Origin of the sequence: Ancylobacter lacus (assembly GCF_018390635.1) — a bacterium.
GTDB classification, from domain to species: domain Bacteria; phylum Pseudomonadota; class Alphaproteobacteria; order Rhizobiales; family Xanthobacteraceae; genus Ancylobacter; species Ancylobacter lacus.
On record NZ_JAHBGE010000018.1, the window covers coordinates 42,364 to 62,853 of the forward strand.

The window sequence follows — 20,490 nt, forward strand, 5'->3', positions numbered from 1 at the left end:
AACCCACCGATGAACCCGCACACCTTCCTCTGCATCGACGCCCACACCTGCGGAAACCCGGTGCGCGTGGTGGCCGGCGGCGCGCCGCTGCTGCCCAACGTGCCGATGGCGGAGAAGCGGCAGATCTTCCTGCGCGACCACGACTGGGTCCGTCAGGCGCTGATGTTCGAGCCGCGCGGCCACGACGTCATGTCCGGCTCGATCCTCTATCCCCCCTCGCGGGAGGATTGCGAGCTGGGGGTGCTGTTCATCGAGGTCTCGGGCTGCCTGCCCATGTGCGGGCACGGCACCATCGGCACGGTGACAGTGGCGCTGGAACAGGGCTTCGTCGTGCCGCGGGTCGAGGGCCGGCTGGCGCTGGAGGTGCCGGCCGGGCGGGTCGAGGTGGAATACCGCCGCAATGGCCGCTTCGTCGACGAGGTGCGGCTCTACAACATCGCGTCCTATCTCCACGCCGAGGGGGTGAAGGTGACGGTGCCCGGCCTCGGCGAGCTGGTGGTGGATGTCGCCTACGGCGGCAATTTCTACGCCATCGTCGAGCCACAGCCGAACTTCGCCGGGCTCGACAGCCTGTCCGCCGCCGACATATTGCGGCTGTCCCCGGTGGTGCGGGAGGCGGTGCAGGCCGCCGTCGCCCCGGTGCACCCCGAGGATGCCCGCATCCACGGCGTCAGCCATGTGATGTGGGCGGACGGGCCGAAGCACCCGGAGGCGGATGCCCGCAACGCGGTGTTCTACGGCGCCAAGGGCATCGACCGCTCGCCCTGCGGCACCGGCACCTCCGCCCGCATGGCCCAGCGCGTCGCCAAGGGGCTGCTGCAGGCGGGCGACAGCTTCGTGCATGAGAGCGTCATCGGCACGCTGTTCCACGGCCGGGTCGAGAGCGCGGCCAGCGTCGGCGGGCGCCCTGCCATCCGCCCCAGCATCGGCGGCTGGGCCCGCATCTATGGCCACAACACCATCACCGTGGACGAGCGCGACCCGCTCGCCTTCGGCTTCCAGCTCGCGTGAGGCGGCGATGATCCTCGAGGAGCGCGACTACCACATCGTCCCCGGCCGGATGGCCGATTTCCTCGACGCCTACGAGACGCTCGGGCTCGACATCCAGAAGCACTTCCTCGGGACGTTTCTCGGCCATTTCGTCAGCGAGATCGGCGAACTCAACCATGTCGTGGCACTCTGGCGCTACGAGAGCATGGCCGAGCGCGAGTCCCGCCGCGCGGCCATGCTCGCGCACGAGCCCTGGCAGACCTATCTCGCCGCGATCCGGGGCATGATCCAGAGCCAGCAGACGCGCATCCTGGCGCCGACGCGGCTTTCGCCGATGCGGTGAGACCGATGCCCGCCCCACCCGCGCCGAGGATGCCCCGATGAGCCTGCCGCCCCTGCCGCCCCGCGACCAGCTCGTGCCGCCCCGGCTGCCCCCGGGGGCGGAACTGCTGGCGGCGGGCCGGGCGCTGGCGCGGGACTGGCAGGTGGGGCGCAACGCCTTTCTCGACGCCGCCGGCGTCGCCTGCGAGGCGGACTACAAGCGCCGCGCCGCGGGCGAAGGCCGCATCATGCAGCACGCCCATATCGGGTTCCGCTCGGTGGAGCGCACGCTCGGCGCCATCGCCGAGGTGCACGGCACCTGCGCCGCCCGGGGCGTCACGGTCGACCGCTTCGGCATCACGCTCGACTGGTCGATGGGCTATCCCCCGGCCGAACGCCGCGCCCGCCCGCGCGGCACCGGCATCGTGCTGGAGGGGCCGGAGGATTTCGCCCGCATCACCAACGCCGCGCCGGCCGCCGCCCATTTCGGCGACTTCATGATGGGGCTGCCGGGCGCGCTGGAGAATGTGAAGGCGGCGCTGGCGGCGGGGGCCACCGCGCTCGGCAATCTCGGCCAGTATTTCACCTTCCGCCTGCCGGACTGGGACGACGACGTCGCCACCACCGAGGCCACCGTCACCGCGCTGGGGCTGATCGCCGCCCAGCCGGTGGAGGTGCTGGTGCATTCCAATCTCGACGACGGCTTCGCCGGGCTGTTCGCCGACATGAGCTCGGCGCTCGGCATGGTGCTGGTGGAGAAATACATCGTCGAGACGCTGATCGGCGCCCGCGCCTCCCACTGCTTCGGCCACCATTTCACCGCCCCGCTGGTGCGCCTCGCCTTCCACCGCGCATTGGCCAGCGTCAGCGAGGGCAGCGTCGGCACCATGATCTTCGGCAACACGGTGAGCTACAAATCCGTGCCGGCCGGCAATTTCGCCAGCCTCGCCTCCTATCTCCAGGCCGACATCTGGGCGCTCGGGCGCACCCACACCGGCCACGCCGTCAACCCGGTGCCGGTGACGGAGAACGAGCGCATCCCCGATACCGACGAGATCATCGACGCCCAGACCTTCGCCCACCGCCTCGCCGAGCATGCCCGCGCCGCCTCCGGGCTGGTCAACCACGCCGAGGTCGACGCGCTGGCGGACCGGCTGGTGGAAGGCGGGCGCCGCTTCGCCGCCCGCACGCTGGCGGGGCTGGCCGAGATCGGCATCGACACCGGCGACGCCGCCCAGCTCATGCTGGCGCTGCGCCGGCTCGGGCCGAAGCGGATGGAGGCCGCCTTCGGCGCCGGCGCGCCCGATCCGCAGGCCTGGGGCGGGCGGCGCGCCCTCGCCCTCGCCGAATGGGTGGAGGAGCTGGAGCACGAGGCCCGCCGCTGGGCCGGGGCCATCCCGCCCGCCGACGCCGCCCGGCTGAAGGCGGCCGGCCTCACCGCCATCGTCGCCTCCAGCGACGTCCACGAGCACGGCAAGAACCTCGTGGAGCGAACCCTGCGCCATCTCGGCGTCACCCCGCTCGACGGCGGCACCTCGGTGGATGCCGACGACCTCGCCGCGGCGGCGGTGGCGGCGGGCGCCGACGTCATCGCCATCTCGACCTATAACGGCATCGCCCTGCGCTATGCCCGGGAGGTGACCGAGGCGCTGGCCCGGCTCGGCGCCGCCATCCCGGTCTGCATCGGCGGGCGGCTCAACCAGATCCCCGAGGACTCCAACTCAGGGTTGCCGGTGGACGTCACCCGCGAGATCGCCGCCCTCGGGGTGACGCCCTGCGCCACGCCGGCTGCACTCATCCTCCACCTCACCGCACTCATCGAACCGACACAGGAAACGCCATGACCCGCTGGACCGGAGTCTTCCCCGCCGTCACCACCAAGCTGCGCGAGGACCAGAGCCTCGACCTCGCCGCCACCCAGGCCAGCCTCGACCGGCTGATCGCCAGCGGCGTCTCGGGCGTCATCGTGCTGCCCATGCTGGGCGAGAACGCCTCGCTGAAGGCGAGCGAGCGCGAGGCCGTGATCCGCGCCGCCAGGGAGGTGGTGGCCGGCCGGGTGCCACTGCTCTCCGGCCTCGCCCATGTCGCCACCGCCGACGCGCTGGAGGCGGCGCGGCACTATGAAAGCCTTGGCGCGGAAGGGCTTATGGCCTTCCCCTCGATCGCCTACAAGAGCGACCCGCGCGAGACCGCGGCGTGGTACCGCGCGCTCGGCACCGGCTGCGGCCTGCCGATCATGATCTACAACAACCCCATCGCCTATGGCGTCGACGTCACCCCGGCGATCCTGAACGAGCTGGCGGATGTGCCGGGCATCGTCTGCATCAAGGAGGAAACCGGCGACATCCGCCGCGTCACCGACATCTACAACGCCTGCGGCGACCGTTTCTCGGTGTTCTGCGGCGTCGACGACCTGCTGCTGGAAAGCGTGGCGCTGGGCGTCACCGGCTGGGTGTCGGGCATGACCAACGCCTGGCCGGTCGAGTGCGTGGAGCTGTTCAACCTCTGCGCCGCCGGAAATTTCGCAGCCGCACGAGAGCTTTACCGCATCCTCACCCCCGCCTTCCACCTCGATACCGACGTCAAGCTGGTGCAGTACATCAAGATCGCGGAGAGCGTGACCTATGGCGCGCCGGAATGGGTCCGCGCCCCGCGCCTGCCGCTGGTCGGGGAGGAGCGCGCCCGCGTGCTCGCCGTCATCGAGGCGACGGTGGCCGCGCTGGCCGGCCGTCCCGCCATCCGCTCCGCCGCCTGACAACACCCGAACCGAGCGAGGCCGAAATGCGCTTCAGCCGCATGATCACCGTCGTCGGCGCCCATGCGGCCGGCGAACTCAACGAGGTCATCACCGGGGGCGTGCGCGACGTCCCCGGCCGCACCATGTTCGAGAAAATGCAATATGTTCAGGCACATCGCGACGAGCTGCGGCAGTTCCTGCTGAACGAGCCGCGCGGCCGCGTCACCCAGTGCGTGAACCTCGTGCTGCCGCCGACGACGCCGGAGGCCGATGCCGGCTTCGTCATCATCGAGTCCGACTATTACGTCCCGATGAGCGGTACCAACACCATCTGCACCGTCACCGCCCTGCTCGAAACCGGCATGATCCCGATGCAGGAGCCGGTCACCGAGCTGACGCTCGAGGCACCGGCGGGCCTCGTGAAGGTGCGCGCCGAATGCCGCGACGGCAAATGCGTGAACGTGACCTTCGACAATGTCGCCGCCTTCGTCTTCGCCCTCGACGCCCCGGTGGACGTGCCCGGGCTCGGCCGCATCACCGTCGACGTCGCCTATGGCGGCATGATCTACTGCCTCGTCGACGCCGCCGCGCTGGGCTATCGGCTGGAGCTGAAGGAGGCCGGCGAGCTCGTCGAGGTCGGCGAGCGGATCAAGAAGGCCGCCGCGGAGCAGATCCCCTGCGTGCACCCGGAAAATCCCGAGATCCACACCATCAACCAGACCCTGTTCGCCGGGCCGCTGGAGCGGACTGCGGACGGGCTGACGGCGAAGAACACCGTCATCGTCTCGCCGGGCCGGCACGACCGCTCGCCCTGCGGCACCGGCACCTGCGCCCGCATGGCGGTGCTGCACGCCCGTGGCCAGCTTGCCCTCGGCGAGCGCTTCCTGCACCGCTCGCTGATCGGCACCGAGTTCACCGGCCGGCTGCGCGGCACCGCGGAGGTAAAGCGATTGCCCGGCGTTCTACCCACCATTACCGGCCCGGCCTGGATCACCGCTTTCCATCAATATGTGCTTGACCCGACTGACCCTTTTCCGCTCGGATTCAGGCTCGGCGACACCTGGCCGGGCTACACCGGAGAGCAGCCGACCTGACCGGAGGACTTCCATGCCGCAACTCACCGCGTCGGACGGCTGCCGGGTCCATTACGACGTCGCCGGTTCGGGCGAGGCGGTGGTGCTGATTCCGGGGCTCGGCGGCGACGGCCGGTTCTGGGAACCGGTGGCGGCGCTGCTGGCCGACCGCTTCCGGCTGATCCTGGTGGATCATCGCGGCGCCGGGCGCAGCGACCGCCCGCTCGGCCCCTACAGCCTCGCCCGGATCGCCCGGGACGTGACGGAAATCCTCGACGCGGAAGCGCTGCCGGCGGCGCATCTGGTCGGCCACTCCACCGGCGGCGCCATCGTCCAGACGCTGGCGCTGGACGCCCCGGCCCGCGCCCGCCGCCTCGTCATCAGCGGAAGCTGGCCGGCGGCGGATGTTCGCTTCCGCCTGCTGTTCCAGGCCCGTCTCGCCCTGCTGGAGCAGAACCAGCCGGAGATCTACCAGGCCTTCACCCATGTGCTCGGCTACCCCGCGGAATGGCTGGCGACGCATGAACACGCCCTGGCCGGCGCGGTGGAGCGGGCGCGGGCCACGCTTTCGCCGCTCGACGTGACCGCCGCCCGCATCCGCATGCTGCTGGAGCATGACCGGCTCGCCGACCTGCCGCGCATCGCCGCGCCGACGCTGGTGCTGGGCGCGCCCGACGACGAGATGGTGCCCTACAGCCATTCCGTGGAGATCGCCGCGCAGGTGCCGGGCGCGGTGCTGGAGCCCATTCCGGGCGGGCATTTCTTTCCCCGCGTCGACCCCGCCCGCTTCGCGGCGCTGGTCGGCGATTTTCTCGGCTGACACCCCAACAGAAAGGGCCGCCCGCGGGTGCGGCGGCCCCTTGCAATGCTTTATGCAGAAAACCTCGCGCGTTGCGGGGCCGCCCTGGGCCGGCTCCCGCGCGCCGGTCAGCGGCTGCGGGCGCTGGTCAGCCAGGCGATGAGCGGGTTGGTGGAGGAAGGCTGCTTCTGCAGGCTTTCCACGACGATGATCTGGTTCACCTCGCCCCGCTTATAGGCGGCGAGGAACCGCTCATACTCGCGGAACGAGATGCAGCCATTGGAGTCGCCGCGCGGGCCCAGCATGTAGGTGTGCGCCAGGATGCCGTCGCGGCCATACATCTTGCCATCGCCGATCGGCGTCATCCGCAGCGCCTCGACGCCGTGGAACAGCGACTCGCGCATGGTGAGCCTGTAGGTGTTCGGCGGCGTCGGCCCGCGCATCTTCACGTGCTTGTAGCGCGGATTGTCGAACATCTCGCCATAGCCGGAATGGGCTTCCAGCTTCGCCCCGCTCGGCATGTACACCACCCTGGCGGTGATGTCGTAGACGGCGTAGCGGTCGCCGCGGCCCGGCAGGGTCACCTGGTCGCCCACCTTCGGCTCGGCCGGCTCGTCACCCAGCGGCTTGTCCGCCGGGTTGAGCGCCGCGACCTTCGGCTTGGTGTCGGGCGAAACCTCGGCGTCGTCGGCTTCGGCCGCGGCCTTCATGTCGGAGGGCCGGGGCGGCGGCGCCACCGCGAGCTGCTCGGCGGAATTGGGATCGTCCGGGGTGTCGTTGGTCGGCAGCCGGCCGGACACCAGCGGGTTCGACGCCGGCAGCGGCACGGTGCGCGCCGTCTTCACCACCGGCGAGGGCATGGGAACCGGAATGACCGCGAGTTCGTTGGTCTCGGCCGGGTTGCCTTCGACGGACAGCACGCCGACCGAAGGGTCCGCCTCGGCCGGCGCCGCGACCGGCCCCAGCGAGGCCATGACGAAGGGCGCGGCCGGACGCGCCGCGGTGCGCAGCGGAACGGTCTGCATCTCGGCGGCGAACAGCCAGCCGGACGGCAGGATAACGATGCCGGCAGCCCGGTAGTTGCCGATATCGGCAACGCTGGCGACACGCACCGGCGGCGGGGCGGGGGCTGGCGCCTCCACCTGCTCCACCGGGTGAGCCGACGGATTAGGGGCGGCGGCGAAGGACACCCGGCCGAAGGCCCAGGCACCCGCAAGGGTGGCGCCCGCCACCACCACGGCGCCGACAGCGCCGGCGGTGATGATTCGGGCGTAGGAGGGCCCTGCAGTGCCGGGGCGGGGCTCGGTCTTGGCCGTGTACGTCATGTTCCTCACAGTGCGACAAGATCACGAGCCGAGGCGCCCGTAGAGCTTACCAATCCTGCCCCCCTGGTCAAATCATGGACAACCGGCACGCGTGCGCCGGACATCCGGGATCGGCTGCCTGCCCGGCACGACCCCACCGCCCATCGGGCGATAGCTAAAATGCTATGCAAGTTTAGGCAACAAATCATTAATGCCGCCCTCCTCCGGGGCAACCCCCGATCGACCTGCGCCAGGATGGACCTTTCCGAACGTCAGGGGGATGCGTTCAATCAAGCGGCGCTTGCGCGAGGGCCGCACCCTGAACGGCCGCACTGCGACATAATGCAGCGGCGCATGAGAGGTGATATGCAGAGGTAGCACACTTTAATGTCCCGCGCGCCGAATCCTGCAACCCTACGCCGCAACATCGCTGTTTCAGCGGCGGTGGAGGTGTGGCCCCCGGTTTCACCCCGCTATGGATGGCGCCGTGCGCATGAGGAGCATCACACCTCCATCATCCGAGGCCGTCGGCCGGCACCTCGCTCTCGGCAGCGTGGTGGCGGCGGCGGCGGTTCTCCTCGTCATTGCCGCCGTGCTGTGGCAGAGCCGCTCCGACGCATGGGATCGCGCCAATCTCGCCGGCGCCAATCTCGCCCAGGCCCTGAGCGAACAGATCGGGCGTTTTCTCCAGGGTTATGCCAACGGCCTCGAACTTCTGAGCCTGCAGTTCGAGGATCCCGCCTTCAGCGCCACCTCGTCGGAAGCCCGGCACCGGCTGCTCACGACGCTGGGAAGCTCGTCGGAGTTCGTGTCGGCCGTGCTGGCGCTGGATGCGCAGGGCAATGTCATCCTCAGTTCGCGGCCGGTGCCGGCCGGGGCCAATCTGGCCGACCACGACTTCTTCACCGTGCATGCCGCGCACGCCGGTCTCGGCACCCATATCAGCCAACCCTTTCCCGCGCTGCTCGGCGACGAGGCGTGGGGCATCGCGCTCAGCCGCCGGCTGAACGACCGTGAGGGCCAGTTCGCCGGCGTGGTGGTGGTGGCGCTGCGGCTGGACTTTGCGCGCGCGCTGATGCGCCGGCTCAAGCTGGAGCCGGACGACGCCGTCATCTTCCTGAACGATCGCGGCATCCTGCTGATGCGCGACCCCTCGATCGACGGCAATGGCGACACCGGCCGGGACATGTCCGGCACCAGCAACGCGCAGGCCTTCATTGCCGCGCAGGCCGGCAGCCTGAGCGCGCCCTCCCAGATGGACGGGGTGGTTCGGCTGTTCAGCTTCACCCATGTCGACCGCATGCCGCTGGTGATCGCCGTGGCGGCGTCGGTCAACGGCCTGCTGGCGCCGTGGCGCCAGCGCGCCGCGGTGATCGGCGCGGTGGCCCTGGCCATCAGCCTGGCGCTGGTGGCGCTCGCCTTCCTGCTGCGGCGGGAACTGCGCAGACGCAGCCGGGCCGAGGGCGAGCTCGCGCTCCTCGCCGTCACCGACGGGCTCACCGGCCTCGCCAACCGCCGGCGCTTCGACCAGGTGCTGGCGCGGGAATGGGAACGCGCCGGCCGCACCGGCGCGCCGCTCTCGCTGCTGATGATCGACGTCGACCACTTCAAGCGGCTGAACGACCGCTATGGCCATGCCACCGGTGACATCATGCTGCAGTTCATCGCCGGCGTGATCCGCCAGTGCGCGCTGCGCCCGGGCGACCTGTGCGCGCGCTATGGCGGCGAGGAATTCGCCGTGGTGCTGCCGGACACCGACGCCGACGGCGCGACCTTCATGGCCGAGCGCATCCGCTCCTGGCTGGGGCGCAGCGTCCCGCCGCAGACCATCGTGCCCCGCCCGCCGGTCCCCACCGTGTGCATCGGCATCGCCACCCGGCGGGCGGACCACCACCGCGAGGTCGCCGACCTGCTCGCCGCGGCGGATGCGGCGGTCTATGCCGCGAAGGATGCCGGCCGCAACTGCGTGGTTCTCGCGAGCTGACAGCGCCATTCCGGCCCGCGCGCCCCTCTTCAAGCCCGCGCGCCCCTCTTCAAGCCCGCGCGCGGCACCGCTGCCGCACCGGGCTACGGCGCGCCGCCCCGTCGCCACGGGCGGCGCCGGGGCTTCTGCCTGACGGACCGGAACATAGCCGCGAAGGCCGCGTTCTCGGAGCAGCCAACGCGGCCAACCGGAGGACCCCCATGAAAGACCTCAACGATCTTTTCGTCCACCTGCTGAAGGACGTCTATTACGCCGAGCGCCAGATCCTCAAGGCGCTGCCCAAGATGGCGAAGGCGGCCGGGACGGCCGAGCTGAAGAAGGCGTTCGAAAGCCATCGCAGCGAGACCGAGGGCCAGATCGAGCGCCTGCAGCAGGTGTTCGAAATGATCGAGAAGCCCGCCCGCGGCATCAAGTGCGAGGCCATCGAGGGCCTCGTCGAGGAGGCCAAGGAAGTGATGGAGGAAGCCGAGACCCCCGAGGTCATGGATGCCGGCCTGCTCGCCGCCGGCCAGGCCGTGGAGCATTACGAGATGGCCCGCTACGGCACGCTGATCGCGTGGGCCGGCCAGCTCAACCTGCCCAAGGCGGCCAAGCTGCTGGAGCAGAACCTCGTCGAGGAGAAGAACGCCGACAAGCTGCTGAGCGACATCGCGCTGCGCGCGGTGAACAAGAAGGCGGCGTGAGCGTTGGGGGGACGGCAGGGCGGCGTGCCGCGCCTCCTGCCCGTTTCCCTTCCTCTCTCCTCCCTCAGCCGGACGGCGGTGCCGTCCGGCTTTTTCATGCCTACCCGCCCGCGCGGGTGCCCCATGGCCGCCCGGCGCCGCCTCAACCCTGCCGGCGGCTGACGATGCGGGCGAGGATGTCGGCGCGGCCGGACGGGGAGCGGGCGCTGCGCAGTTCCTCGGCGAAGCCCGCCAGCACCCCCTCCTCGAAGGCCGAGACGACGGCGGCGTGGACATAGGAGGTGCGGCACACGCTCGGCGTGTTGGCCAGCGTCTCGGCGACCGAGGTCACCGCCGCCACCACCTGCGAGCGGCGCGCCCGCGCGCTGGCGGCGGGCGCCGCGGCCGCCAGCATCTCCAGCGCCCCGACCGAGGCGACCAGCGTGCGGAAGTCCTTCAGCGACAGCGGCCGCCCCGCCATCTGCCGCAGGAAGGCGTTGGCATCGCCCGCCCGCACCGGGTGTGCCCGGCCCTCGACGTCGCGGTACTGGAACAGCCGCGGGCCCGGAATCGTCATCAGCGCGCAGACCACCCGGACGAAGCGGGGCTCGCACACCTCCTTCACCACCTTCCGGCCGCCCTTGGCGCGGAACGACAGCGTCACCTTGCCCGGCTCCAGCCGCACATGCCGCTTGAGCAGTGTGGTCGCCCCGCGCGTGCCGTTGTCGCGGGCATAGGCATCGCTGCCCGCCCGCATCGCGGTCAGCGCCACCAGCTCCAGCACCGCGGCGAGGGCGAAGTCGCGGCCGCGCCCGGGGTCGGCCAGCCGGCGGCCGAGCCCACGCCGGATCGCCGGCAGGGCGCTCGCGAGGTCGCTCAGCCGGCGGGCCTTCAGCGCCTCGCGCACCCGGGTCCAGTCGGGGTGATAGCGGTATTGCAGCCGTCCCGCCGCGTCCTCCCCCACCGCCTGCAGGTGGGCCTGCGGGTCGGCGGCGTAGCGCACATTGCGGTAGGCCGGCGGCACCGCGAGGCCGCGCAGCCGCGCCAGCACCTCGGCATCGCGGATCGGCCGACCCTCGGCGTCGCGGAAGCTGAAGCCGGTGCCGGCACGGCGCCGGGTCAGGGTGAGATCGGCGGGCGAGACGAAGACCAACCCGTGCTTGCGGGCGAGGCTGCGGGTAAGGGAGCTTCTGCGCATGACTGAATCCGCCGGGCCGAGGTGGCCCGCACGGCCAACGTGCGATGGGCCGCCGCGTTCCGGCCGGCCCTGTTGCCGCCAAGGCACATCCCGTCCGCCAGCGCGGGGAGGTCCCTTTTTCCAAGGCAAGATCGCTTGTCGTTTCGACCGAATGCAGACGAGATAGCCGCCAGTAATGCGGGGGCATTCGGAATGGATATGCGGGCGGTTGCCATAGAGGATTCGCGCGGCGGTTCCTTTGATGAGCGGGCGAGGTTGTTGCGTCGCCGTCGTGCCGGCTGGATGGCATCGACCGCACTGTTCGCCGGTGTCGCCGGGCTGGCCGGCGGAATGCTGTCCCCCGCACGCGCGGCGGACGCCGGCTGCTACGCCCAGCCCACCCCGGCGGGCGAGCCGACCAGCTATGTCTGCTCCGGCACGACCACCCTTCCCCAGGTCATCTGGGAGAGCGGCGCCATCGCCGCCTCGACGACGGCGGGCTTCTCCGTCACGACCGAGAACGCCGACGCCCTGTTCATCGCGGCCGGCGGCGCGAGCTATATCGACATGGAGCAGTCCTCCCTCACCGCCACCCGCTCGGGCGGCGACGGTTCGGCGAACGCCCTTCGGATCGACAGCGAGGGGCATGTGCTGGTGGAGAGCAATGGCAGCTTCTCCGCCGACGACACCGCGCTGGTGCTGCGCAACACCGCCGACACCGGCGGCGTCAGCGCCTTCCTGTACGGCCCCGTGAGCAGCAGCTCGGCCGCCGGCATCGACGTGGTCAATCATGGCGCGTCCGGCATCAACCTCAATGTCGCGAGCGTTTCCGGCGGCACGTCCGGCATCACGCTCGAAAACCACGCGGGCCTCGCCGGTATCACCGCCTCCGATGCCATCACCGGCGGCGGCGACGGCATCTATGTGTGGAGCGACGGCGCCGGCGTGGCGCTCGAGCTGCAGGCGGTCACCGGCGACGCCAATGGCATCCGCATCGTCAACGCCGCCGGCCCGACGGTGATCGAGGCGGAAGGCACCGTTACCGGCGGAGAGGGCATCGGCATCTGGGTGCAGCAGGGCATCGTCGTCGAGAACGGCGGGACCGACCGGATCGCCGCCCCGGGCAGCCTGAAGGCGGAATCGTCGTCCGAGGTCAGCATCACGGCCGGCGACGTGAGCGGCACGGTCGCCGGCATCCAGGTGGTGAACCATCTCGACAGCGACACCAGCATCACGAGCACCGGCAGCGTCACCGCCACGGTGAGCCTCGACCCGGAAGAGGATCCGGTGAGCTACGGCATCGATGTGTCGCAGCTCGGCCATGGCGACGTCACCCTCACCGCCGGCACCGTGACCGGCGACACCGCCATCCGGGTGGTCAACAGCGGGGGCGGCGATATCGCGATCATTGCCACCGACGTCACGGCGGGGGCCGTCGGCATCCAGGCCGAGAATTCCGCCGGCGGCGCGATCTCGATCACCGCCGGCGACGTCACCGCCGGAACCTCCGGCGCCGCGCATGATGGCATCAGCGCGACCCTCGGAACCGGGAACACGCTCGGCGACGACGGGAGCACAGCGGCAGCGCTCACCATCGATGTCACCAGCGTCACCGCCACCGGGACCGGCATCGCGGTGACCAACGCCACCGACGGCCCCTCCACCGTGACGGTCGAAGGGGCGGTCAGGGCCACCGGGGGCGATGGCATCCGCCTCACCAGCAGCAGCGGCGACATCGACATCGCCGCGGGCGATGTGGACGGCAGCCTGTCCGGCATCACCGCGGGCAATTGGGGCGACGGCGACACCATCATCACCGTCACCAACACGGTGCGTGGCGGCAACGGGCAGGCCATCACCGTCAGCGGCGTTGACGGCGACATCTCGGTCGGCGCCGGCCGGGCAGAAGGCGCGATCACGGTGTGGCGCTATGGCGTCGGCGATGTCGCCATCACCGCCGATGAGGTGACCAACAGCGCCGGCTACGGCATCGGCGTCAATGCCGGCGGCTGGGGCGACGTGGTGCTCGATCTCGGCAATGTCACGGGCGCGACCGACGGCATCGTGATCGACAATGCCGGGGGCGCCACCGCCGTCATCGCCACCGGCACGGTGACGGGAACGACGGGCGACGGCATCTCCATCGCCCAGGAGGTCGAGGACGGCGGCGACGCCGGCCGCCGCGCCACCCGCGACGACCCGGAGTCCGGTGTGGTGGTCGACGTGGCCGCCGTGAACGGCCAGGCCAACGGCATCGTGGTGGAGAACGGCGGCGACGGCCCGGTCGCCATCAGCGCCGGCAGCATCACCGCCGGCACCGGCGCCGGGCTCTCGGTGGAAACGCTCGATGGCGGCGTGGTCATCGATGTCGGCACGGTCAGCGCCGGCGAGGACGGCATCGACGTCATCGCCGATGGCGGGCCGGTCACGATCAACGCCGCGGGCGCGGTTTCCGGCGGCAGCGGCACCGGCGTCTATATCCTCGTCAACGGCCTCGGCAGCGAGGGTCATGGCGACATCGACCTGTCGCTCGCCAGCGTCTCGGCCTATTCCACCGGCATCTATGTCTACAGCGACGGCCCCGGCACGGTGAGCGTCGCCGCGAGCGGTCCGGTCGTCAGCACCGCGAGCGACGGCATCGGCATCGTCTCCTATGGCGGCGACATCGCGGTGTCGGCGGGCGATGTCCGCGGCAACAGCGGCATCGCCATCGGCAGCTATGGCACCGGCAATGTCGACCTCTCCGTGAGCGGCACCGTCACCGCGGCCTCCGGCCCCGGCGTCTTCATCGTCTCCAGTGTCGGCGCGGTCTCGGCGTCGCTGCGTTCGGTCACCGCCACGCTCGATGCGGTGTCGGTGAGCGCGGGTGGCGGCATCGCCATCGCCAGCACCGGCACCCTCACCAGCCAGACCGGCAGCGGCGTCGTCGCTCAGCACCAGCCGCCGGGCGGCGAGGCCGCGACGGACAGCCTCCCCGCCGGCAACATCGCCGTCGATGTCACCAATGTCGCCGCCGCCAACATCGGCGTCCTCACCTCCAATGGCGGGACGGGGACGACCGCCATCACCACCCGCGGCCTCGTCGCCGGCGGCCTGCAGGCGATCAGCGCCACCTCCACCGGCGGAGCGGCGGTGACGATCACCAACACCGGCACGCTGGGCACCGCCTCCGGCGCGTTCGACGCCATCGCCATCGAGACGGTGGACAGCACCACGAGCCTGGTGAATGCCGGCGCGCTGGTCGGCGCCATCAGCTTCGGCGACTATGCCGACACCGTCACCAACAGCGGCACCTGGCAGACCGGCGGCACCAGCACCTTCGGCGCCGGCAGCGACAGCCTCGTCAACGCCGCCGGCGCCAGCCTGGTGGTCGCCAGCGCCGCCGACCGGGCGGAAACCACGGTGTTCGCCGGGCTGGAGCAGTTCACCAATGCCGGCACGCTCTCGCTGCACGATGGCGGCGCCGGCGACACGGTGGAATTCACCGGCAACGCCACCTTCCAGTCCGGCTCGGTGGTCGTGATCGACCTTGGCCCGGCCAGCAGCGACCGCGTGCTGGTCGACGGCACCGCCACGCTGCAATCCGGCGTGACCCTCGCGGTGAATGTCGCGGCCAGCACCCATGCCGGCGAGAGCTTCACCGTACTCACCGCCGCCGGCGGCCTGACCGGCACCTTCGGCACCCTCGCGCCGATCTCCAGCTTCCTCGGCCTGCAGGCCAGCTACGACGCGCAGAACGCCTATGTCGAGGTGGTGCAGGCGCGCGACTTCGTCGACGCCGCGGTGACGCCGAACCAGATCGCGGTGGCGCAGGCGCTGGACAGCCTGCCCGTCACCAACACGCTCTACGACGCGGTGGCGGCGCTGCAGACCGACGCCGAGGCGCAGCAGGCCTTCGACCTGCTCTCCGGCGGCATCTATGCGTCCACGCCGTCCCTGCTGATGATGGACGCCCATTTCGTCCGCGACACCATGTTCGGGCGGATGCACGACGTCTTCACCCCCGAGCTCGGCAGCTCCGGCATCAGCGTCGCCCCGCTCGGCTATGCCGAGCCGGCCCCGAAGGCGGCGGGCCCCTTCGCGGTGAAGGCGCCGGCCGCGCCGGTAACGGCCGAACAGCCCCGCTCCGCGGTGTGGACGCAGGCGTTCGGCTCCTGGGGCTCGATCAATGGCGACGGCAACGCCTATGGCATCGACCGCAGCGGCGGCGGCTTCTTCATCGGCGCCGACACCGCGGTGACGGACAACATCCGCGCCGGCGTGCTGGGCGGCTACACCACCACCAGCTTCAGCGTCGACAGCCTCGATTCCTCCGGCGACAGCGACACCGTGCATGCCGGCGGCTTCGTCGCCGGCCAGTGGGGCGGGCTCGGCCTGCGCGGCGGCGGCGCCTATGCGTGGAGCGATGTCTCGACCTCGCGCTCGGTGGCGTTCTCCGGCTTCGCCGACCAGCTCAGCGCGGATTACGACGCCAGCACCGCCCAGCTCTTCGGCGAGATCGGCTACCGCTTCGAGAAGGGCCCGGCGGCGCTGGAGCCGTTCGCCGGGCTGTTCTATGTCCGCGTCCACACCGACGGCTTCACCGAGCAGGGCGGCGAGGCCGCGCTGACGGCGCAGAGCAGCACCACCGACACCAGCTTCAGCACACTCGGCCTGCGCGGCGCGTATAGCTGGCAGGCCGGCGCTGGCCTCTTCACCGCGCGCGGCCTGCTGGGCTGGCAGCACGCCTTCGGCGACACCACGCCGGAATCCACCCTCGCCTTCTCCAGCGGCAGCGATTTCGTCATCGCCGGGGTTCCCATCGCGGAGAATGTCGCCCTCATCGGCGTCGGGCTCGACTACGCCGCCTCGGAGCGGATGACCTTCGGCCTCGCCTATGACGGCCAGTTCGGCGACGGCTCGGACGATCAGGGCGTCACCGCCCGCTTCGCCCTGCGGTTCTGAGGCTCGATCCTGACACCGGGGCGGGCGCCCCGGCGCCCGCCTATTCCCCGATGGCGAGGCCCTCGCGGCGGGGATCGGCGGCGCCGACCAGGCCCTGCGGGGTGATGGCGATGGCCTGCACGCCGGAGGTCATCTCCGCGCTCTTCACCGCAAAGCCCATCTGCCGCAGCGCCGGGGCCAGCGCCTCGGCGGGCGAGCCCTTCTCGATCTCCACCGCGTCGAACCGCGCCAGCACATTGGGCGCGGCGATGGCGCGGGCGAAATCCATGCCCCAGTCGAGATGGGCGATCAGCGTCTTGGCGACATAGCCGATGATCTGGCTGCCGCCGGGAGAACCCAGCGCCGCCGCCGGCCGGCCCTCGCGCAGCACGATGGTCGGCGTCATCGAGGAGCGCGGCCGCTTGCCCGGCTCCACCCGGTTCGCCACCGGCACGCCCTCCTGCTGGCTGGCGAAGGAGAAATCCGTCAGTTCGTTGTTGAGCAGGAAGCCGCCGGCCATCAGCCGCGAGCCGAAGCCGTTCTCGATGGTCGAGGTCATGGAGAGCACGTTGCCGGAAGCATCGACGATGACGAGATGGGTGGTGGAGGGCAGCTCCAGCGCCGCGCCGTCCGCGCGCGGCGGCGCGGCCATGGCGTGGTCCCAGGTCGGGTTGCCCGGCGCGACCTGCGGCAGCGCGTCGCCGCTGCGCAGCAGCGCGGCGCGGCCGGCGAGATAGGCCGGCGCCAGCAGGCCGCGGGTGGGCATCGGCACGAAGTCGCTGTCGGCCATGTAGCGGCCGCGATCGGCGAAGGCGAGGCGCGAGGCATTGGCGATCAGCCGCCAGGCCTCGGGCGAGTCCGGCCCCAACGCCGCGAGGTCGAAGGGCTCCAGCATGCCGAGGATCTGGCCGAGGGTGAGCGCCCCGGAACTCGGCGGCCCCATGCCGCAGACATCGAAGCCGCGATAGGGCGCGCAGACCGGCGCGCGCTCCTTCACCCGGTAGGCGGCAAGGTCCTCCGCCGCCAGCACGCCCGGATTGCCCGGCGCCTGCCGCACCGTGCGCACGATCTCGGCGGCGAGCGGGCCGGAATAGAAGGCGCGGGCCCCCTCCCCGGCCAGAGCCCGCAGCGTTTCGGCATAGGCCGGGTTGCGCAGCGTCGTCCCGGCGGCGAGCGGCGCGCCGGCGGCGTCGAAGAAATAGTCCCGCGTCGGGGCAAAGCGCTTCAGCGCCTCGCCTTCCCCGGCGATCAGCCCGGCAAGCCGCGGCGACACCGGGAAACCCTGCTCGGCCAGCCGGAGGGCGGGCGCGAACAGGCCGGCCCAGCCGAGCCGGCCATAACGGCGATGCACGCTCTCCAGCAGCGCGGGAATGCCGGGCACGCCGACCGAACGACCGCCCACCACCGCGTCCATGAAGCCGAGCGGCTCGCCCTTGTCGTTCTGGAACAGGGTCGGGGTGGCGGCGGCCGGCGCGGTCTCGCGGCCGTCGAAGGTGGTGAGCCGCTGCTCGGCGGCGTCCCAATAGACCAGGAAGGCGCCGCCGCCGAGACCGGACGATTGCGGCTCCACCAGCCCCAGCACGAGCTGGGCCGCCACCATGGCGTCGACCGCGCTGCCGCCGGCGCGAAGCTGCGCGGCCGCCGCCTCGCTGGCGAGCGGGTTGGCGGTCGCCACCATCCAGCGGGCGCCGGTCACCGCCGGCTTCGGCGCCAGCGCCCCGGCCCGCTCCGGCGCCAGCGTGTCGGAGGCCTGCTGTGCCCCGGCCGTGGGCAGGCCGAGTCCAAGAACCAGCGGCAGGGCCAGCACGACGGCCAGCGCCGCGCGCCGCACCGCCGCCCCGTTCGCGGCGCAAGCATCAGGCAGGCTCGGCATGGCACCCTCCTTGGAAAGCGGCGCGAAAACGGCACGGGGAATGCATGACACCGAACATGTCACACCGTAACCGGATGTGAAAACAGCGCGCATTCGGTGGGGTGACGAATCAAATAAAACAGTTAAGCTCAATCCTGTCGTCAACAACCGAAAGGAGGTGATCCAGTGTCTGATCGTCTTGATCCGCGGTCGTCGGTATTCGTGACCTGGACACTTGCCTCTTGCGAGGTCCGCGCCGCGTAAAGCGACGTGTTTCGCTCCGCCTCACGGGGCGGTTACCGGACCGGACCGCGGTCTGACATGGGAGGGGCTGCTCGCAAGGGCAGCCCCTCCTCCTTATTCAACTTCTTTCCTGCGGACGCGCCACTGAAACCGATCCTGATCTATATCGACGCGGACGCCTGTCCGGTGAAGGACGAGACCTACAAGGTCGCCACCCGCCACGGCATCAAGGTGCTGCTGGTGGCCAATAGCTGGATCGCCGTGCCCCATGGCATCGAGGTCGAACGCGTGGTGGTGGGCGCCGGGCTGAACGTGGCCGATGACTGGATCGCCGAACGGGCGGTGGAGGGCGACGTCGTCGTCACCGCCGACGTTCCGCTGGCCGCACGCTGCGTCGCCACCGGCGCGGAGGTGCTGGCGCCGAATGGAAAGGCCTTCTCGCCGGCCTCCATCGGCCTTCAGCTCGCCACCCGCAACCTGATGCAGGATCTGCGCGAGGCCGGGGCCGTGACCGGGGGGCCGCGGGCCTTCTCCCCGCGCGACCGGTCGGAATTCCTCCAGGCGCTGGAGCGCGCGGTGGTTCGGCTGAAACGAAAGGGCTTTCCCGCGCATTGAGGCGGTAACCGGGAGACATCGACCATGCTGCAGGCCTGCCTGAACGGTGCACGCACCACAGAGTTCCACCCGCAGACGCCGCTGACCCCGGCGGAGCTGGCGCGCGACGCGCGACGGGCCGTGGATGCCGGCGCCACCGAGCTGCACCTCCACCCGCGCGGGGCGGATGGCCGCGAGACGCTGGAGGCCGGGGCCGTCGCCGCCGCGCTGGACGCGGTGCGGGCGGCGGTGCCGGGCACGCCGATCGGCCTTTCCACCCATGCCGGCATCGCCCCCGGCGGCCGCGGCCGGCTCGACGCGGTGGCGAGCTGGCGGGTGCTGCCGGACTATGTCTCGGTGAACCTGATCGAGGAAGATGCACCTGACATGATCGCCCTTGCCCTTTCGAAGGGCATCGGCATCGAGGCCGGGCTGTGGTCGGCGGCGGATGCCGAGCGTTTCGTGAAGCTGGAGGACGCGCGGCGCTGCCTGCGCATCCTCATCGAGATCAACGAGCAGGACACCGCCGAAGGGCTGGCGGCGGCGGCGACGATCCGGCTGGTGCTGGCGCGCGCCAGCCTCGACGTGCCGGTGCTGCAGCACGGCTTCGACGCCACGGTCTGGCCGCTCTACCAGGACGCGCTGATGCGCGGCCTCGACAGCCGCATCGGGCTGGAGGACGGCCGCGAGCTGCCCGACGGCACGGTGGCGCAGGACAATGCCGAACTGCTGAAGGCGGCGGTGCGGCTCGCCCGCGTGCCGCCCAACCTGCGGCCGGAAGCGGTGCCGGGCGGGGTAGCCTGAGGGCGGACCACGATCGCGGTCGGGACGGGCTCAGGCCGGGCGCGGCGGTGCGACCCGGCGGACGCGGCACACCTCAGCGCGGGCCGGTCGGAATCAGCGGCGCGACCTCGCGGTCGCTGGCCCGCGCGCTCTGCCGAAGCCCCGCCGCCACGCCGTCGCGGTCGGCCTCCGGCCGGTTCTGGCTCATCTTGCGCTTGCCTTCGAGCCGCGCGATCGGCAGCCGCACCCCGACGATGCCGCGGAGCTGGGCGGCGATGAAGGCCTCCGGCGCGTCCGCGACACGCCAGGGCTGAGCGCGTTCCTGCTCGTGCAGGTCGGTCAGACGGGCCACGGCCTCGAGCAGCCGCGCGCTGTCGTCGAAGAATTCGACCGGGCCATAGGCGTGCACGGCGACATAGTTCCAGGTCGGCACGACCTTGCCGTGCTCCTGCTTGGAGGCATACCAGGACGGCGTGACATAGGCGTCCGGCCCGGTGAACATCGCCAGCGCCGGGCCGAGCGGCGGCGCCTGCCACTGCGGGTTGGCCCGGGCGAGATGGCCGTAGAGCACGCCGTGCTCGCCTTCCCCGTCATCGAGGAACAGCGGCAGCGGCGTCGCCACCGGCCCGTCGGCGGTGGCGGTGACGAGCGTCGCCAGCCGCGCCGCGCGGAGGATCCGGCGCAGGCTCGCGGGGTCGTCCTCCCGGAAGGCGGGCGGGGTGTACATGGCGGCACCTCGGTGAGCGGGGCAGGAGATCGTAGCGCACCGCCGCGCCGGCTGTCACGACGCCGCCACTGCCGCAACCTCCCGCCTCAGGAGCGCAACTCCAGCCTCTCCACGGTCAGCGTGCCGACGGACAGCCGGTCGACCCGCGCCTCCACGATCCGCAGCCGCCGGATCGCCACCGCGCCGATGGCGATGGCGCCGATGGCGAGCGCACCCACGGCGAGCGTCCCGAGGCCCAGCGCCCCGACCGCCCCCGCCCCGACCGCCGCCTTCTCGACGGCGATGGGCGGCAGCCTGTTCCCGGCCCGTTTCATGATGTTG

At 71.3% G+C, this 20,490-nt stretch carries 16 protein-coding genes; 11 read left to right on the forward strand and 5 right to left on the reverse strand.

What is annotated here, in order from left to right; genetic code table 11:
- Positions 1-9 precede the first annotated feature (9 nt).
- The 6 genes from KHC27_RS04870 to KHC27_RS04895 are packed head-to-tail and all read left to right on the forward strand — an operon-like array spanning position 10 to position 5,941.
- Positions 10-1,011, forward strand: a complete 1,002-nt coding sequence (locus KHC27_RS04870) for a 4-hydroxyproline epimerase (protein WP_213335748.1) — start codon at positions 10-12, stop codon at positions 1,009-1,011.
- A gap of 7 nt (positions 1,012-1,018) precedes the next feature.
- A complete protein-coding gene (locus tag KHC27_RS04875; protein WP_213335750.1) occupies positions 1,019-1,333 on the forward strand; it encodes an NIPSNAP family protein in 315 nt (104 codons plus the stop codon).
- A 37-nt stretch (positions 1,334-1,370) separates the two neighbouring features.
- Positions 1,371-3,155, forward strand: a complete 1,785-nt coding sequence (locus KHC27_RS04880; protein WP_213335752.1) for a cobalamin-dependent protein — start codon at positions 1,371-1,373, stop codon at positions 3,153-3,155.
- Positions 3,152-4,066 (forward strand): dihydrodipicolinate synthase family protein, encoded by a 915-nt coding sequence (locus KHC27_RS04885; protein ID WP_213335754.1) that lies wholly within the window; start codon positions 3,152-3,154, stop codon positions 4,064-4,066. Before KHC27_RS04880 ends, KHC27_RS04885 begins: the two co-directional genes overlap by 4 nt.
- A gap of 26 nt (positions 4,067-4,092) precedes the next feature.
- Positions 4,093-5,142, forward strand: coding sequence for a proline racemase family protein (locus KHC27_RS04890; RefSeq protein WP_213335757.1), 1,050 nt, complete (start codon positions 4,093-4,095; stop codon positions 5,140-5,142).
- A gap of 13 nt (positions 5,143-5,155) precedes the next feature.
- On the forward strand, positions 5,156-5,941 hold the full coding sequence (locus tag KHC27_RS04895) for an alpha/beta fold hydrolase (protein ID WP_213335760.1): 786 nt from the start codon (positions 5,156-5,158) through the stop codon (positions 5,939-5,941).
- A gap of 107 nt (positions 5,942-6,048) precedes the next feature.
- Here KHC27_RS04895 and KHC27_RS04900 read toward each other — a convergent pair whose 3' ends face one another.
- A complete protein-coding gene (locus KHC27_RS04900; protein WP_213335763.1) occupies positions 6,049-7,245 on the reverse strand; it encodes a tlde1 domain-containing protein in 1,197 nt (398 codons plus the stop codon).
- 472 nt (positions 7,246-7,717) lie between these two features.
- On the opposite strand from KHC27_RS04900, the gene KHC27_RS04905 reads away from it, so the two are divergent.
- Positions 7,718-9,208, forward strand: coding sequence for a GGDEF domain-containing protein (locus KHC27_RS04905; protein ID WP_213335765.1), 1,491 nt, complete (start codon positions 7,718-7,720; stop codon positions 9,206-9,208).
- A gap of 200 nt (positions 9,209-9,408) precedes the next feature.
- On the forward strand, positions 9,409-9,891 hold the full coding sequence (locus tag KHC27_RS04910; protein WP_213335767.1) for a YciE/YciF ferroxidase family protein: 483 nt from the start codon (positions 9,409-9,411) through the stop codon (positions 9,889-9,891).
- Between the two features lie 142 nt (positions 9,892-10,033).
- On the opposite strand, the gene KHC27_RS04915 is transcribed toward KHC27_RS04910, so the two are convergent.
- Positions 10,034-11,068 carry a DNA topoisomerase IB gene (locus tag KHC27_RS04915; protein ID WP_213335769.1) on the reverse strand — a complete coding sequence of 345 codons (1,035 nt, stop codon included), beginning with the start codon at positions 11,066-11,068 and terminating at the stop codon, positions 10,034-10,036.
- 282 nt (positions 11,069-11,350) lie between these two features.
- Between KHC27_RS04915 and KHC27_RS04920 the strand changes: the two genes are divergently transcribed.
- The gene (locus KHC27_RS04920) at positions 11,351-15,991 is read left to right on the forward strand and encodes an autotransporter domain-containing protein (RefSeq protein WP_213335771.1); all 4,641 of its coding nucleotides are present in this window, start codon (positions 11,351-11,353) and stop codon (positions 15,989-15,991) included.
- 40 nt (positions 15,992-16,031) lie between these two features.
- On the opposite strand, the gene ggt is transcribed toward KHC27_RS04920, so the two are convergent.
- Positions 16,032-17,843 (reverse strand): gamma-glutamyltransferase, encoded by a 1,812-nt coding sequence (gene ggt / locus KHC27_RS04925; protein ID WP_213335773.1) that lies wholly within the window; start codon positions 17,841-17,843, stop codon positions 16,032-16,034.
- 300 nt (positions 17,844-18,143) lie between these two features.
- Between ggt and KHC27_RS04930 the strand changes: the two genes are divergently transcribed.
- Both KHC27_RS04930 and KHC27_RS04935 read left to right on the forward strand, forming a co-directional pair.
- On the forward strand, positions 18,144-18,680 hold the full coding sequence (locus KHC27_RS04930) for a YaiI/YqxD family protein (protein ID WP_213335776.1): 537 nt from the start codon (positions 18,144-18,146) through the stop codon (positions 18,678-18,680).
- Positions 18,681-18,704: 24 nt separating this feature from the next.
- Positions 18,705-19,463 (forward strand): 3-keto-5-aminohexanoate cleavage protein, encoded by a 759-nt coding sequence (locus KHC27_RS04935; protein WP_213335778.1) that lies wholly within the window; start codon positions 18,705-18,707, stop codon positions 19,461-19,463.
- 73 nt (positions 19,464-19,536) lie between these two features.
- Here the strand turns inward: KHC27_RS04935 and KHC27_RS04940 are convergent, their stop codons facing one another.
- Positions 19,537-20,169: an FMN-binding negative transcriptional regulator gene (locus KHC27_RS04940; RefSeq protein WP_213335781.1), complete on the reverse strand. Its 633-nt coding sequence runs from the start codon at positions 20,167-20,169 to the stop codon at positions 19,537-19,539.
- An 86-nt stretch (positions 20,170-20,255) separates the two neighbouring features.
- Positions 20,256-20,483: a hypothetical protein gene (locus KHC27_RS04945; RefSeq protein ID WP_213335785.1), complete on the reverse strand. Its 228-nt coding sequence runs from the start codon at positions 20,481-20,483 to the stop codon at positions 20,256-20,258.
- Between the last annotated feature and the right edge of the window lie 7 nt (positions 20,484-20,490).

What these genes read in the sequence shown, in the direction of transcription:
- KHC27_RS04920 (WP_213335771.1), top strand. Translation starts at nt 11,351, where the DNA reads ATGGCATCGACCGCACTGTTCGCCGGTGTCGCCGGGCTGGCCGGCGGA.
- KHC27_RS04945 (WP_213335785.1), bottom strand. Translation starts at nt 20,483, where the DNA reads ATGAAACGGGCCGGGAACAGGCTGCCGCCCATCGCCGTCGAGAAGGCG.
- KHC27_RS04885 (WP_213335754.1), top strand. Translation starts at nt 3,152, where the DNA reads ATGACCCGCTGGACCGGAGTCTTCCCCGCCGTCACCACCAAGCTGCGC.
- KHC27_RS04880 (WP_213335752.1), top strand. Translation starts at nt 1,371, where the DNA reads ATGAGCCTGCCGCCCCTGCCGCCCCGCGACCAGCTCGTGCCGCCCCGG.
- KHC27_RS04910 (WP_213335767.1), top strand. Translation starts at nt 9,409, where the DNA reads ATGAAAGACCTCAACGATCTTTTCGTCCACCTGCTGAAGGACGTCTAT.
- KHC27_RS04890 (WP_213335757.1), top strand. Translation starts at nt 4,093, where the DNA reads ATGCGCTTCAGCCGCATGATCACCGTCGTCGGCGCCCATGCGGCCGGC.
- KHC27_RS04935 (WP_213335778.1), top strand. Translation starts at nt 18,705, where the DNA reads ATGCTGCAGGCCTGCCTGAACGGTGCACGCACCACAGAGTTCCACCCG.
- KHC27_RS04895 (WP_213335760.1), top strand. Translation starts at nt 5,156, where the DNA reads ATGCCGCAACTCACCGCGTCGGACGGCTGCCGGGTCCATTACGACGTC.
- KHC27_RS04875 (WP_213335750.1), top strand. Translation starts at nt 1,019, where the DNA reads ATGATCCTCGAGGAGCGCGACTACCACATCGTCCCCGGCCGGATGGCC.
- KHC27_RS04915 (WP_213335769.1), bottom strand. Translation starts at nt 11,068, where the DNA reads ATGCGCAGAAGCTCCCTTACCCGCAGCCTCGCCCGCAAGCACGGGTTG.
- KHC27_RS04900 (WP_213335763.1), bottom strand. Translation starts at nt 7,245, where the DNA reads ATGACGTACACGGCCAAGACCGAGCCCCGCCCCGGCACTGCAGGGCCC.
- KHC27_RS04930 (WP_213335776.1), top strand. Translation starts at nt 18,144, where the DNA reads ATGGGAGGGGCTGCTCGCAAGGGCAGCCCCTCCTCCTTATTCAACTTC.
- KHC27_RS04870 (WP_213335748.1), top strand. Translation starts at nt 10, where the DNA reads ATGAACCCGCACACCTTCCTCTGCATCGACGCCCACACCTGCGGAAAC.
- ggt (WP_213335773.1), bottom strand. Translation starts at nt 17,843, where the DNA reads ATGCCGAGCCTGCCTGATGCTTGCGCCGCGAACGGGGCGGCGGTGCGG.
- KHC27_RS04905 (WP_213335765.1), top strand. Translation starts at nt 7,718, where the DNA reads ATGAGGAGCATCACACCTCCATCATCCGAGGCCGTCGGCCGGCACCTC.
- KHC27_RS04940 (WP_213335781.1), bottom strand. Translation starts at nt 20,169, where the DNA reads ATGTACACCCCGCCCGCCTTCCGGGAGGACGACCCCGCGAGCCTGCGC.